The sequence below is a fragment of the Phyllobacterium sp. 628 genome (assembly GCF_014189505.1).
Lineage (GTDB): Bacteria > Pseudomonadota > Alphaproteobacteria > Rhizobiales > Rhizobiaceae > Phyllobacterium.
This window is the reverse complement of the sequence record NZ_CP050301.1, coordinates 1,810,261-1,823,430: the sequence shown is the minus strand read 5'-3', so window position 1 is coordinate 1,823,430 and position 13,170 is coordinate 1,810,261. Positions and strand designations below refer to the sequence as shown.

The following is a 13,170-nucleotide window of genomic DNA, read 5'->3' as shown; positions in this document are numbered from 1 at the left end:
CTATCGAGTTGTCAGCCAATTGAAATGTTTCATTTGCCAAAAAATTTGGCAGCGTCAAAAAATGCCGCATAAACGTGCTTGCAACGGCACGCCTGCCCGCATAGCATCCGCGCCGATGGTTTCTCCGGCAAGACAACGCCGGAGATGAAAAGGGAACACGGTGAGGCGTACCCAAAAGGGACCGAGACCGTGGCTGCCCCCGCAACTGTAAGCGGTGAGCGATGCCTGACGAGCCACTGGTCGAAAGACCGGGAAGGCAAGGCAAAGCTGAGACCCGCGAGCCAGGAGACCTGCCATCGCAATTGAAATTCGAACCGGACGGGGTGCGCCGGGAGCGATGCGATGTTTTCCCGCGCATGGTTCGCGTTGATGCATTGTCTGCGTTCCCTGACCTTTGTCCGAGAAGCAATGGACAGGCATGATTGCGGCCCACCACCAGATTATTGTATGCACGCTTTGCAAAAGTGCCGACGGCCAGTCGCGCCCCGGCGAGGCGTTGGTCGAGCATCTGCGATCGGAATTGGACACCCACACCGGCCACCTTTCCTATGAGGTACGTGGCATCGGCTGCATGGCCGGATGCGGACATCCCTGCACGGTGGCATTTCGCGCTCCAGACAAGGCGCAATATCTTTTCGGCGATATCTGCCCTGATAAGAACTTCGCTGACCTCATCGACTTTGCCCTGATGTATCACCAGTTGGACGATGGCTGGTCAAAGGCTTCGCAGCGCCCGAATGGACTTTACAACAAGACCCTCGCGCGCATTCCGGCTCATCTATGACATATTCAGCATTGACTAATGTTATAACGTTACTATACGAAAACGCTGCGCCTTGCCCGGCGTTGTCCATCTCCTTGTTCCGGGAATTGTCACCATGTGCCTAGATTGCAGCCACGGAAATCTGTCGATGCATCACATGATCATGCATGCCGATGAGGTGAGTTATCGCACGTCCGGCCAGACACTTGTCGATGACGTGTCGCTTAGCATCGAGCGCGGCGCCCGTCTTGCCATTATCGGACCGAACGGTGCGGGAAAATCCACCCTGCTGCGCATGCTGGCCGGCTTGCTCCGCCCGTCCTCCGGCGACATTCATCTCAATGGCAGTAAACTTGGCGGCCTGACGCCGAGGGAACGCGCACGGCAATTTGCCTTTGTCGGCCAGACCGATACGCCTGACCAGCAATTGCTGGTGGAAGATTATGTTTCGCTTGGCCGTATTCCGCATCTCGGCAGCTTCACCCGGGCACGTGACCGCGAGATTGTCGCCGAAGCCCTGTTCCGCGCCCGCATCGCCCAGTTTGCCCGCCGCCCCATCGGCTCGCTTTCCGGCGGCGAAAGGCAGCGCGTGCAACTCGCCCGCGCGATTGCTCAACAACCGGAAGTTCTCTTTCTAGATGAACCCACCAATCATCTTGACCCCAAGGCGCGCAGCGAACTACTGGCCCTTGTCACCGGCCTCAACGTAACGACGATAGCCGTGCTGCATGACCTGCCGCTGGTTGCGCCTTTCGCCACCCATGTTGCCGTCATGCATGCAGCGCAACTGGTGGCCGCAGGCACGCCCGATGAAACGTTGACGCCGCGCATCGTCAGCGATGTCTTCGACCTTGATGTTCTGCGTTTGCGGCATCCCTCCCAGGACCGTGACCTCATGGTGTTCGAAGCACCGGAACCAATAAAAACAGCACACTCTGCCCAGCTACGGAGAATTTGATGAAAAGAACCCTGCTCGCGCTCGCATTGTCGGCGCTGTCCGCACCCGCATGGGCGTTTCCCGTCACTGTGGACAGTTGCGGCAAGCCCCTGACCTTTGATGCAGCGCCCAAGCGCGCGGTTGTGCAGGACATCAACATGAGCGAAATGGCCTTCGCCCTGCATCTTCAACCCTCCATGGTTGGCGTTTCCGGCATTACCGGCTGGTACAAGCTGGATGACGCCTTCAAGCAGCAGCAGGGATCCATTCCGGAACTTGCCCCCAAATATCCGACGCTCGAAAACCTCATCGCGGCTGAACCCGACTTCTTCTTTGCCGGATGGAACTACGGCATGAAGCCGGGCGGCGAAGTCACACCCGACACACTCGCGCCGCATGGCATCAAGACGCTGGAACTGACCGAGAGCTGCATTCATCTCGACAAGAACCGTCCTGCCGCCTCCATGGATCTGCTCTATGGCGACATGGAAAAGCTCGGCAAGATTTTCGGCAAGGAAGCAGAGGCAGACAAGCTCGTCAGCGGCTGGAAATCAGAGCTTGCCGACCTGAAGACAAAAATAGGCGACAAGAGCGGCACCCGCGTATTCCTCTACGATTCCGGTGAGGATAAGCCGTTTACCGCTGGCAAGTTCGCCATTCCGACGGCAATGATCACCGAAGCTGGCGGCACTAATATCATGGCTGACCTTGACACCAGCTGGGGCACTACATCGTGGGAAACCGTGGCGACGCGCAATCCGGAATTCCTCGTCCTGCTGGATTATCAGGATGATGCGGGCTACCAGAAATTGCTCGACTTCCTCAAATCCCATCCCGCGATGAAAGAGACCGATGCGGTCAAGAACAACCGCTTCGTCGCCCTGCGCTATGCGGAATTGACACCCGGCCCGGCCAATATCGAAGCGATTGAAAAAATGGCCAAGGCCATGCATCCGGAAGCGTTCTGAGTGCATCGGCATATCCGTCAGCATCTGACACTGATCACGGGGGTGACGGCCATTCTGGCCCTCGCCCTCGTATCCATTGCCTATGGTGCAACGGTTATTCCACTGGGCGACGTATTGCGCGCCCTCACCCATGCCGCCGGGCTTTCCGATACCCCCGTCAGTGGACCTGTCGGCAAGATCATTGTCGATCTGCGTCTGCCACGGGTCATCCTTGCCATCTGTGTTGGTGCAGGGCTCGGCATTATCGGCGCGCTGCTGCAGACCGTCACCCGCAACGATCTGGCTGATCCGTTCCTGTTCGGCCTTTCCAATGGCGCGGCGGCAGGCGCCGTTTCGGTCATCACCGTCATCGGCGATCGGTTCGGCATCTGGACTCTGCCGATTGCCGCGTTTTGCGGCGGTATGCTGGCGGCCATTGTGGTGCTGCTTCTCGTACGGCGCGTGCAGGGACAAGGGCCGGAACGGCTGATCCTCGCAGGCCTCGCCGTCTCCTTCCTGTTTGCGGCGCTGACCAATTATATGGTTTTCGCCGGCGACCAGCGCGCCGCTCATTCCGTGATGTTCTGGACGCTTGGCGGTCTTGGCCTTGCCCGCTGGGAAAACCTGCCTCTCGCCCTCGCCGGCCTCGCGGCAATCCTGATTTACGCGCTGTACAACCATCGCAAACTTGATGCGCTGCTGGCGGGCGAAAACACCGCCGAAAGCCTTGGCATCCGCGTCACGCGCATCCGCAACACGGTGTTTATCGTCTGCGCTTTTTCCACGGCGATTTTCGTCTCGGTCGCCGGGGTGATCGGCTTTGTCGGGTTGATGATCCCGCATATTGCCCGCCGTTTTTCCGGTCAGCTGCATGCGGGGCTGATCGTCACCTGCGCCCTGCTCGGAGCCATGCTGATCCTTTTGAGCGATCTGGCCGCAAGATTGCTCTTGGCACCGCAGGAACTGCCGATTGGCATTGTAACAAGCTCGGTGGGCGCATTTTTCGTGGTGACGATTTTGCTGCGAAAGCGCCCGGGGTAGGTGATAGTCAGATTGCATCAGCATCGTGCGTGGTTCGACTAGCTCACCATGAGGGAGATGGAGGACTGCAGGCAGCTATATTGGGAATACGATTGGCGGATAAACGCGTTCTGCGACACATCCGGTTAGCTTTGCAGCCAACCCTTTCCCTCATGGTGAGCTAGTCGAACCACGCACAATGGTATTGCCAGCAAATTACAATCGTCCACGCGCCACAAAATGGGGATTGGCGAAATCGGCATCGTCAGCTTGGTTGCGGCGGCCATAGGTGAGCGGCTTGCCATCCAACGTCAGCGTCATGCCTCCGGCAGCGCGCAAGACTGCATCGCCAGCAGCCGTATCCCATTCCATCGTCCGGCCAAAACGCGGATATATGTCTGCCTCGCCCCGCGCCAGCAGGCCGAATTTCAATGACGATCCGACAGACACGCAGTCGGCAATATTGAAATCTTCGAGATAGGCGTCGGTTTCGGGGGTACGGTGCGAGCGGCTGGCAACAGCAATGAGTTCATTCGGCGGCGTACGGCACGCTATTGCCTTGCGCGCGGTGACAGACCCGTCTTCGGCTATGCTGACTTCTTCCGCGCCACCGGGTCCGCCGATGAACAGCACACCGCGTACCGGCGCGTAGACCACGCCCAGAACCGGAATACCGTGCTCGATCAGCGCAATATTGACCGTGAAATCGCCGTTTCGGCTGACGAACTCGCGCGTTCCATCAAGCGGATCGACCAGATAAAACCGCGCACCAAGATCGCCGGGCACATGTCCACCGGAGATTTCCTCCTCGGCAACCACGGGAATATCAGGCGTTGTCCTGTGCAATGCAGCCAGAATGATTGCTTCGGCAGCGTGATCGGCTTCTGTCACCGGCGACTTGTCGTCTTTCAACTCAAAGTCGCAGCCCTCGGTATAGATACGCAGGATTTCCTGACCGGCAGCAATGGCCGTTATTTCGAATGTGTGAAGCAAGATTGCGTGATTGATGGGAGGGAGGGTAATTGAGGTGAGGGTCATACACCCCCCTCTGCCCTGTCGCTTTCCGGGGCGAGCCACGGGTCTCGCCCGTCCTTCGGACCCCCCACAAGGGGGAGATCACATTGACATCGGGATGATCGCTAACTTTGCAATTGTTCAGAACTGATCGAAACGGTTCTGACGGCTGATCTCCGCCATTGCGGGGGGTCCGAAGGACGGGCGAGACCCGTGGCTCGCCCCGGGAACCGACAGGACGGAGGGGGGTGAACGATACTCCCATCACCTAAATCGACCAGGAGCTTTGATCGTAGTTGAAAATGATGCCGTGATCAGTCAGCAGCTTTTCCACTTCCGATGCGAGCTCTTCGGTTGTCCGGCCGACCGTGCGCAGATGCAATTCCGGACTTTCCGGCGGCTCGTAGGGCGAATCGACGCCGGTGAAATTCTTGATCTCGCCGCGCAGAGCCTTCGCATAGAGGCCCTTCGGATCGCGCCGGGCGCATTCCTCAAATGGCGTATCGACAAACACTTCAAGAAACTCGCCATCGGCCAAGAGTTCGCGCACCATACGGCGCTCCGAACGGAAGGGCGAGATGAACGAGACAAGTACGATCAACCCGGCGTCGGCCATCAGCTTGGCGACCTCTCCCACTCGGCGGATATTCTCCACCCGGTCCTCTTCGGTAAAGCCAAGATCGCGGTTGAGGCCATGACGGACATTGTCGCCGTCGAGGATGTAAGTGTGCTTGCCGAGCGATGACAGTCGCTTTTCGACCAGATTGGCAATCGTCGATTTGCCCGAACCCGACAGGCCGGTGAACCACAGCACCGCCGGCTTCTGGTTCTTCTGATTGGCACGCGATTCCTTGCTTACATCCAGTGCCTGCCAGTGCACATTGGATGCGCGGCGCAGGCCGAAATCAATCATCCCGGCACCGACCGTGGCATTGGTAATGCGGTCGATAAGAATGAACGAGCCGGTCGAGCGGTTGGATTTATAGGGATCGAACGCAATCGGTTCCTGCGCCGAAATGTTGACCACGCCAACTTCATTCAGATCAAGCGATTTGGCCGCTTCCTGCCCGAAGGTGTTGATATCGATTCGATATTTCAGGTCCGTGATCGTGGCTGTCGCCTGATCGGTTTCCGTGCGCAGGATATAGGAGCGTCCAGGGATCAGGGCGTGTTCGGAAAACCAGACGAGATGCGCGGCGAACTGATCAGCGACTTCAGGGCGGGCACCGGGCGCAACCAGCATATTGCCGCGCGAGACCTCCACCTCGTCCTCCAGAACCAGCGTGACCGCCTGCCCCTCAACCGCACGGTCGAGATCGCCATCGAGCGTGACAACGCGTTTGACACGCGATGCCTTGCCGGACTTTGCAACAACCACTTCATCGCCGGGTGCCACAGTGCCGGAAGCGATGGTGCCGGAAAAACCGCGGAAGTCGAGATTGGGCCGGTTGACATATTGCACCGGAAACCGGAACGGACGATCCTGGTCCGCATCCGCCAGCGGTACGGTCTCAAGATGTTCCAGCAGTGCCGGTCCCTTATACCACGGCATATTGACGGATGCCGAAATCACATTGTCGCCGAAGCGCGCCGACAGCGGAATAGGCTGGATCGAGAGAAAGCCGAGTGAGCTGGCAAATTCCTGATAATCGGCAACGATCTTGTCAAAGATCGCCTGCGAATAATCGACAAGATCGATCTTGTTGACCGCCAGCACGATGTTGCGGATGCCAAGCAGCGAGGCAATAAAACTGTGGCGGCGTGTCTGCCGCAAAATACCCTGCCGCGCATCAACGAGCACGATGGCGAGATCAGCCGTGGAAGCGCCGGTCGCCATGTTGCGGGTATATTGCTCATGGCCCGGTGTATCAGCCACGATGAATTTACGCTTCGGTGTCGAGAAGAAACGGTAGGCAACATCGATGGTGATGCCCTGCTCGCGCTCGGCTTCGAGCCCGTCTACCAACAGTGCAAAGTCGATATCCTCGCCATTGGTACCGTGCTTGCGGCTGTCATTTTGGAGCGCGGCCAGCTGGTCTTCGAAGATCAGCTTGGTATCATAGAGCAAACGGCCAATCAGCGTGGATTTGCCATCGTCAACGGAGCCGCAGGTCAGAAAGCGCAGCAGCGACTTCTTTTCCTGTTCGGCCATATAGGCGCGGATTTCTTCGGCGGCGGAAGCCTCGATCGGGGCAATCGTATTCATCAGAAATAGCCCTCGCGCTTCTTCTTCTCCATCGACCCGGCCTCGTCCTTGTCGATCATGCGTCCCTGCCGTTCCGAGGTGCGGGCGATCAGCATTTCGCTGACGATTTCCGGCAGCGTTACTGCATCGGATTCAATTGCGCCGGTCAGCGGATAGCAGCCCAGCGTGCGAAACCGCACCAGCTTTTCCTCCAGCACTTCGCCCGGCAGCAATTGCATGCGCTCGTCATCGCGCATGATCAGCATGCCATCGCGTTCCACCACCGGCCGTTTTGCCGCATAATAGAGTGGCACAATCGGAATGTTCTCCTGCAGAATATACTGCCAGACATCAAGTTCGGTCCAATTGGAAATCGGGAACACGCGGATGGATTCGCCCTTGGCGACACGCGTATTGTAGATTTTCCACATTTCCGGGCGCTGGTTCTTCGGGTCCCAGGAATGCTGGGCGTTGCGGAAGGAGAAAATGCGCTCCTTGGCGCGTGATTTTTCCTCGTCGCGCCGTGCGCCGCCAAAGGCAGCGTCGAAGCCGTATTTGTCGAGCGCCTGCCGCAGGGCGACGGTCTTCATGATGTGGGTGTGGGTGTTGGAGCCATGCACGAACGGGCTGATGCCCTGATCGATGCCTTCCTGATTGCTGTGGAGCAGCAGATCGAAACCAAGGCGTTTAGCCTCTGAATCACGAAATGCGATCATCTCCTTGAATTTCCACGTGGTATCCACGTGCAGAAAAGGAAACGGTGGTTTGGCCGGATAGAACGCCTTCATCGCCAGATGCAGCATGACGGACGAATCCTTGCCGATGGAATACAGCATCACCGGCTTGGAAAATGTCGCGGCAACCTCGCGGAAAATATGGATTGCTTCGGCTTCAAGACGCTGCAGATGCGTCAGGCTCTTGGTCATGAAAATCACTATCCACTGCGTTGCTGAAAACTTGGCCAATTCCGGCAGGATGCCTTCCCGAATTATGCCTGTCTACCGCAACAAATATCGATCCAATTTTTCGGCTTCTTACGATGTGCCGATATGCGCCGCAACCATAGTGGAACGCCTTGCGGGAAGAAAAGGATGGTTTCACAAGGCAGACCAAAATCACGCCAATTTATTGCTGTGAACGCCAGATTATAAGAACATCATTCCAGCGAAGTGGAAAGCGGGAGTCTGACTTTTTTAAAAAACCCGAACCGTGGAAAATTGATCCAGCCGGAACGCCCGATTCAAACAGGATGCGGCCATGGCGCTCCATGAGGCCTACGACTTTAGTCTAATATTCTCATTGACCATGCGGGGGAACGCGCCTACATGCGTGCCCAATTCAAAGATTTCATTTCTCGGAAAGAATTTCATGGACATTTGTACCTTCTGGTACGGCCCCCGCTTGAGGGAGGTTGACCGCGTCTGCCTTGCGTCAATGGTCATGACCGGACAGCGCGTCAAACTCTATGCCTTCGAGGAAATTGAAAATCTGCCGAAATCCATCGAGTTGCATGATGCCTCGACCATCTTGGGCAAAGAGTATTTCCAGCGCATCGATCCTGATTTCCCCGATATCAAGGGCAAAGGCCGGGTCATTGGTCAGTTCAGCGACCTGTTCCGCGTGACTTTGATGAAAAAGCAGCAGGGCCTCTGGCTCGACACCGACATGTACATGATGAAGCAATTTCATCCGGCCACTGACAAGCCTTACCTTGCACGGGAAAACTATTTCCGCCTTGGCGTGTCGGCCATGTACCTGCCGCCGGACAATCCGGTGATCAAGGAATTCGACGATTACATGCAAGGGACAGAAATCGTTCCGCCATGGCTCGGCTTCCGTCGCCGGGTGCTACGCCCGGCGTGGTTCCGCATGACCGGCCAGAAAGTCACCCCTGCCACCATTGGCATCACAACCTTTGCCAATGACGGAATTTCGCGGCTGGCGAAGAAGTACAGCTTCTTCAACGACGGGGCGCCAAAAGAGAATTTTTACTACTGGACCGCACGCGATGCGCTACGGATTTTCGATCCTGCCTATGGATTGGAACCGTTGAACCATCCGGATTTCATCGGCTTCCACATCCACAAGAAAGCGCCGACAAACCTGCCGCCCGTCGAGGGCAGTTTTTATCACTGGGCGGTCAATCGCGTCGCAGATTATTTGTAAGGTTCTATTTCTTTGGTGCATGAGCGTCGCCCGTGGTTCGACAAGCTCACCATGAGGGAGATAGGTGGTCTGCATAATGACCGCACTTCATGCTCAAACGGCACACCGCTTTACCCTCCCCCAATGTGGGGAGGGTCGGACCGCAGGTCCGGGGTGGGGGGATAAAAAAATAAGCACAAGAACGCTTACGTTTGACACATTCAATTGCTCGATCATTACCCCCACCCCGCTGCTATGCAGCGACCCTCCCCACAAGTGGGAGGGTGGGAGTCACATTCTGCAAAGCTGCAGCTTGGCACCTTGCAATCAAACCCTCTCCCTCATGGTGAGCTTGTCGAACCACGCACGATGGTGATGCCAATTAAATCCGGCAGCACACCCACACGGCTTCTTCTGAATCGTAATGATCTCATCACTCTCTCCCAATATGAAACGTTTCATGTTGACAATCCCCTCATCTTGAGGCTCCTATTAGCCAGAGACGCGATTGTTGTGCCTGCACAATGAAACGTTTCATCGCCGTGTTGGAGGACGTGGCGAACCAAGAACGTCCTTTGTTATTCTGGGAGGAATACAATGAAATTCGCTAAACTGATTGCCGCCAGCATTCTGGCCGGCACACTTGCCTTGCCTGCAGCCAGCTTTGCCGCTGACAAGCCCGTTGTCGGCCTCGTGATGAAATCGCTCGCCAACGAATTCTTCAAGAACATGCTCGAAGGCGCCAAGGCGCACGAAGCCAAGCGCGGCGATTACACGCTCAAGGCCGTCGGCATGCAATCCGAGACCGATGTCGAGACGCAAATCAACGCTATCGACAGCTTTATCACGCAGAAGGTCAGCGCCATCGTTGTGGCTCCGTCGGATTCCCGTGCTCTCGTGCCGCCGATCAAACGCGCCATCGATGCCGGTATCACTGTCGTCAATTTCGACGTGGCGCTGGATGATAAGGCCAAGCAGGAAGCAGGTCTGAAGCTGGCCTTCGTTGGCCCTGATAACCGCGAAGGCGCCAAGATGGCCGGTGATGCGCTGGCCAAGAAGCTCGGCGCAGGCGCCAAGGTCGTGATCATCGAAGGCAATCCGGGTGCTGACAATGCTACGCAGCGCAAGCTTGGCTTCGACGATGCGGTTGCTGCGGGCAAGCTCAAGCTCCTCGACTCCCGCACCGCTCATTGGGAAACCGAAGAAGCCAACACCGTCTTCACCAACATGCTGACCGCTCATCCGGACATTCAGGGTGTAATGGCCGCCAATGATTCCATGGTGCTCGGCGTGGTCAAGGCCATCGAAGCGGCGGGGAAGACCGGCAAGATCGAAGTCGTCGGCTTCGACAATATCCCGGCAGTCCAGCCACTGCTCAAGGAAAAGAAGCTGCTCGCTACCGTTGACCAGTTCGGCCAGCAGATGGCAGCCGATGCCATCGACAAGGCGCTGGGCGTCGTCGCTGGCGGCAAGCCGCTTGAAGGCTGGGTCAAGACTGACATCAAGCTCGTTACGTCAGACGACGTGAAGTAAACCAGACAGCGGCTGTGCCATAGGGTGCAGCCGCCAACCGGGTTGATGATCATGGAAAACCTTGAAATATCAGGCTCTCCGGTGGCACCTATTATGGACAGTACTGCCGTGCTTGAACTCTCCGGCGTCAAGAAACGCTTTGGCGGCGTTGTCGCGCTGAATGGTGTCAGCTTCTCGCTGCGTCCCGGCGAAGTGCATGCACTTGTCGGTGAAAACGGCGCAGGCAAATCCACGCTGATCAAGATTCTCTGCGGCATTATCCAGCGCGATGCGGGGTCCATATCGCTTGGCGGCTCGCCCTATGATCCGCACGTCCCGGGCGATGCCAAAAAGGCCGGTATTCAGGTGGTACATCAGGAATTCAACCTCCTGCCCTATCTCTCCGTTGCCGAAAACATTTGTTTTGAAGACATGCCGCGCAAGGGCTTTGGTCTTGTTGACTACAGCACGCTTTATGACAAGGCACGCAAGGCGCTCGACGCCATTGGCCTCAGGGATGTCGATGTGCGCCGTCCTGTGGAATCCCTCGGTGTAGCGCACCGTCAGCTCGTGGAAATCGCCCGCGCCCTGATGGGTGAAAGCCGCATCCTCATTCTGGATGAACCCACTGCCACGCTCACCGCGCGCGAAACCGAGCGGCTGTTCGAGATCATTGCCGGGTTGAAAGCCAAGGGCGTTGCAGTTGTGTTCGTCTCGCATCACCTCAATGAAGTCTTTGCCATCTGCGACCGGGTGACGGTGTTACGCAATGGCGAATCGGTCATGTCAGCCGATATTGCCGCGACGACGCCCGATCAGCTGGTGACCAACATGGTGGGCCGCCAGCTTGCGGCCGCCATGGCTGCTTCGCGTGATGTGGACAAGGCAGGCCGCACCGCCCTTTCCCTGCGCAATTTGCGCCATCCCGCCTCTCCCCATGCGGAGGGCGTTTCGTTCGATCTGCACTATGGCGAAATCCTTGGGATTGCCGGTCTGGTCGGTTCCGGGCGCACCGAGCTGCTGCGCTCGATCTTTGCCGCTGATCTGCCTGTCTCCGGCACACTCGAACGCGACGGCCAGCCGCGCCGCTATCAAACCCCGAAACAGGCCATTCGCGACGGCATCGGGTTTGTCACCGAAGACCGCAAGGAAGAAGGCCTGATCCTCGACATGCCGATTGCAGCCAATGTCACGCTGGCGAGCCTGCGAAAAGTCTCGCGTTTCGGCCTGCTCAACAAGCGCGAGGAAATAAGGCTGGCGCGCGCGCTCGGCGGCGAGATCCGGCTCAAATACGGCAATACAGGCGATGCAGTTTCCACCCTGTCAGGCGGCAATCAGCAAAAGGTCGTGCTGGCAAAATGGCTGGCGAACAATCCGAAAATCCTGCTCCTTGACGAACCGACACGTGGTGTTGATGTCGGCGCCAAAGCAGAAATCTATGCGCTGCTGCGCGGCCTGTCGGAAAAGGGTCTGGCCTTGCTTATCGTTTCGTCGGAACTGCCCGAACTCATCACCCTTTGCGACCGGATTCTCGTCATGTCGAAACACCGCATCGCCGGTGAAGTGGCGCGCGAGGATTTCTCGGAAGAGCGCATTTTGAACTTTGCCTACAAGGATGAACGCAACCATGGACACCCCTGAATTGACTGCGGCGCCCGCAGGCAGCACCGCCTTTGCCACGACCACCAAAACCGTGCTGCGTGAAGCCGGTATCGGCATTGCGCTTATCGTGCTTATCGCCGCATTTTCCTTCACGCCCTACTTCCTGACAGCCAGCAACATCACCAATATCCTGACGCAGGTCACCATAAATCTGGTGCTCTCCATCGGCATGACCTTTGTCATCCTCATCGGCGGCATTGATCTATCCGTGGGTTCTGTTCTTGCGTTCTGTGCCGTGGTCGCGGGCACCGTGATGAACCTGCCGGGCCTTGATCCGGCTGCAGCCGTTGCCCTTGCTACCATCAGCGCCATTCTCGCCGGTATGCTGTTTGGCGTGCTCAACGGCCTGATCAGCGCTTGGTGGGCCATTCCCTCGTTCATCGTTACGCTCGGTACGCTCAACATTGCGCGCGGAGCTGCTCTGCAGGTCACCAATGCCTCGACCATCTATTCGTTTCCACCTGCCTTCAACGCATTCGGCTCGCAGACGATCTACGGTGTGCCGGTATTGTTTCTGATTGCCCTCGTGCTGGTTGCCATTGGTTGGTTTGTCCTCACCAAGACCGTCTTCGGACGGGTGCTTTACGGCATCGGCAACAATGAAGAAGCCGCCCGTCTCGCCGGACACAATGTCTTCTTCTACAAGGTCGCCGCCTTCACCATTTGCGGCGTGCTCGTCGGCATCGGCGCGATCATCTATATGGCGCGTCTCAACATTGCCAGCCCGATCATCGGCATCGGTTTCGAGCTTAACGCCATCGCCGCCGTCATCATCGGCGGCACCAGCCTCAGCGGCGGACGCGGCAGCGTTGTCGGCACTTTGCTTGGCGCCTGCATCATCGGTGTGCTGGCCAATGGCCTCATCCTGCTCGGCCTTAGCGATTTCATGCGCCAGATGATCACAGGTTTTGTGATTATTCTTGCGGTTATCCTTGACAAATATCGTGAAAGGCTGACGAAAGCGTAAGGGAAAACGGGGCGTGTA

12 protein-coding genes and 1 riboswitch are annotated in these 13,170 nt (G+C 57.3%); of the genes, 9 read left to right on the top strand and 3 right to left on the bottom strand.

Annotated elements, in window-relative coordinates:
• The first annotated feature begins 99 nt into the window (after window positions 1–99).
• Window positions 100–313, top strand: a riboswitch (cobalamin riboswitch).
• 105 nt (window positions 314–418) lie between these two features.
• From HB779_RS10505 to HB779_RS10490, 4 genes are all read left to right on the top strand, one after another.
• The gene (locus tag HB779_RS10505; protein WP_188345641.1) at window positions 419–784 is read left to right on the top strand and encodes a DUF1636 domain-containing protein; all 366 of its coding nucleotides are present in this window, start codon (window positions 419–421) and stop codon (window positions 782–784) included.
• A gap of 127 nt (window positions 785–911) precedes the next feature.
• Entirely contained in the window at window positions 912–1,721 is an 810-nt protein-coding gene (locus HB779_RS10500) for an ABC transporter ATP-binding protein (protein WP_188345640.1), read from the top strand.
• A complete protein-coding gene (locus HB779_RS10495; RefSeq protein WP_188345639.1) occupies window positions 1,721–2,668 on the top strand; it encodes an ABC transporter substrate-binding protein in 948 nt (315 codons plus the stop codon). Before HB779_RS10500 ends, HB779_RS10495 begins: the two co-directional genes overlap by 1 nt.
• The gene (locus HB779_RS10490) at window positions 2,669–3,688 is read left to right on the top strand and encodes an iron ABC transporter permease (RefSeq protein WP_244642520.1); all 1,020 of its coding nucleotides are present in this window, start codon (window positions 2,669–2,671) and stop codon (window positions 3,686–3,688) included.
• A gap of 195 nt (window positions 3,689–3,883) precedes the next feature.
• Here the strand turns inward: HB779_RS10490 and cysQ are convergent, their stop codons facing one another.
• From cysQ to cysD, 3 genes are all read right to left on the bottom strand, one after another.
• Entirely contained in the window at window positions 3,884–4,705 is an 822-nt protein-coding gene (cysQ, locus tag HB779_RS10485; protein WP_188345638.1) for a 3'(2'),5'-bisphosphate nucleotidase CysQ, read from the bottom strand.
• 244 nt (window positions 4,706–4,949) lie between these two features.
• The gene (cysN, locus tag HB779_RS10480) at window positions 4,950–6,887 is read right to left on the bottom strand and encodes a sulfate adenylyltransferase subunit CysN (protein ID WP_305848992.1); all 1,938 of its coding nucleotides are present in this window, start codon (window positions 6,885–6,887) and stop codon (window positions 4,950–4,952) included.
• On the bottom strand, window positions 6,887–7,792 hold the full coding sequence (cysD, locus tag HB779_RS10475) for a sulfate adenylyltransferase subunit CysD (RefSeq protein WP_188345637.1): 906 nt from the start codon (window positions 7,790–7,792) through the stop codon (window positions 6,887–6,889). Before cysD ends, cysN begins: the two co-directional genes overlap by 1 nt.
• Here cysD and HB779_RS10470 point away from each other — a divergent pair.
• The 5 genes from HB779_RS10470 (at window position 7,791) to HB779_RS10450 (ending at window position 13,152) form a co-directional block, all read left to right on the top strand.
• Window positions 7,791–8,003: a hypothetical protein gene (locus HB779_RS10470; protein ID WP_188345636.1), complete on the top strand. Its 213-nt coding sequence runs from the start codon at window positions 7,791–7,793 to the stop codon at window positions 8,001–8,003. The two genes, cysD and HB779_RS10470, sit on opposite strands and share 2 nt — an antisense overlap.
• Before the next feature lie 231 nt (window positions 8,004–8,234).
• A complete protein-coding gene (locus tag HB779_RS10465) occupies window positions 8,235–9,032 on the top strand; it encodes a hypothetical protein (RefSeq protein ID WP_188345635.1) in 798 nt (265 codons plus the stop codon).
• Between the two features lie 576 nt (window positions 9,033–9,608).
• Complete coding sequence (locus HB779_RS10460; protein WP_188345634.1) at window positions 9,609–10,544, top strand: sugar ABC transporter substrate-binding protein; 936 nt, start codon at window positions 9,609–9,611, stop codon at window positions 10,542–10,544.
• A gap of 93 nt (window positions 10,545–10,637) precedes the next feature.
• The gene (locus HB779_RS10455) at window positions 10,638–12,164 is read left to right on the top strand and encodes a sugar ABC transporter ATP-binding protein (protein ID WP_188345633.1); all 1,527 of its coding nucleotides are present in this window, start codon (window positions 10,638–10,640) and stop codon (window positions 12,162–12,164) included.
• Window positions 12,151–13,152, top strand: a complete 1,002-nt coding sequence (locus HB779_RS10450; protein WP_188345632.1) for an ABC transporter permease — start codon at window positions 12,151–12,153, stop codon at window positions 13,150–13,152. The genes HB779_RS10455 and HB779_RS10450 overlap by 14 nt, the downstream gene beginning before the upstream one ends.
• The last annotated feature ends 18 nt before the right edge of the window (window positions 13,153–13,170 follow it).

Excerpts from the sequence above, each read along its gene's own strand:
- cysN (WP_305848992.1), bottom strand. The coding sequence starts at position 6,887 with ATGAATACGATTGCCCCGATCGAGGCTTCCGCCGCCGAAGAAATCCGC.
- HB779_RS10450 (WP_188345632.1), top strand. The coding sequence starts at position 12,151 with ATGGACACCCCTGAATTGACTGCGGCGCCCGCAGGCAGCACCGCCTTT.
- HB779_RS10505 (WP_188345641.1), top strand. The coding sequence starts at position 419 with ATGATTGCGGCCCACCACCAGATTATTGTATGCACGCTTTGCAAAAGT.
- HB779_RS10495 (WP_188345639.1), top strand. The coding sequence starts at position 1,721 with ATGAAAAGAACCCTGCTCGCGCTCGCATTGTCGGCGCTGTCCGCACCC.
- cysD (WP_188345637.1), bottom strand. The coding sequence starts at position 7,792 with ATGACCAAGAGCCTGACGCATCTGCAGCGTCTTGAAGCCGAAGCAATC.
- HB779_RS10500 (WP_188345640.1), top strand. The coding sequence starts at position 912 with ATGCATCACATGATCATGCATGCCGATGAGGTGAGTTATCGCACGTCC.
- HB779_RS10465 (WP_188345635.1), top strand. The coding sequence starts at position 8,235 with ATGGACATTTGTACCTTCTGGTACGGCCCCCGCTTGAGGGAGGTTGAC.
- HB779_RS10460 (WP_188345634.1), top strand. The coding sequence starts at position 9,609 with ATGAAATTCGCTAAACTGATTGCCGCCAGCATTCTGGCCGGCACACTT.
- HB779_RS10470 (WP_188345636.1), top strand. The coding sequence starts at position 7,791 with ATGAAAATCACTATCCACTGCGTTGCTGAAAACTTGGCCAATTCCGGC.
- HB779_RS10455 (WP_188345633.1), top strand. The coding sequence starts at position 10,638 with ATGGACAGTACTGCCGTGCTTGAACTCTCCGGCGTCAAGAAACGCTTT.
- cysQ (WP_188345638.1), bottom strand. The coding sequence starts at position 4,705 with ATGACCCTCACCTCAATTACCCTCCCTCCCATCAATCACGCAATCTTG.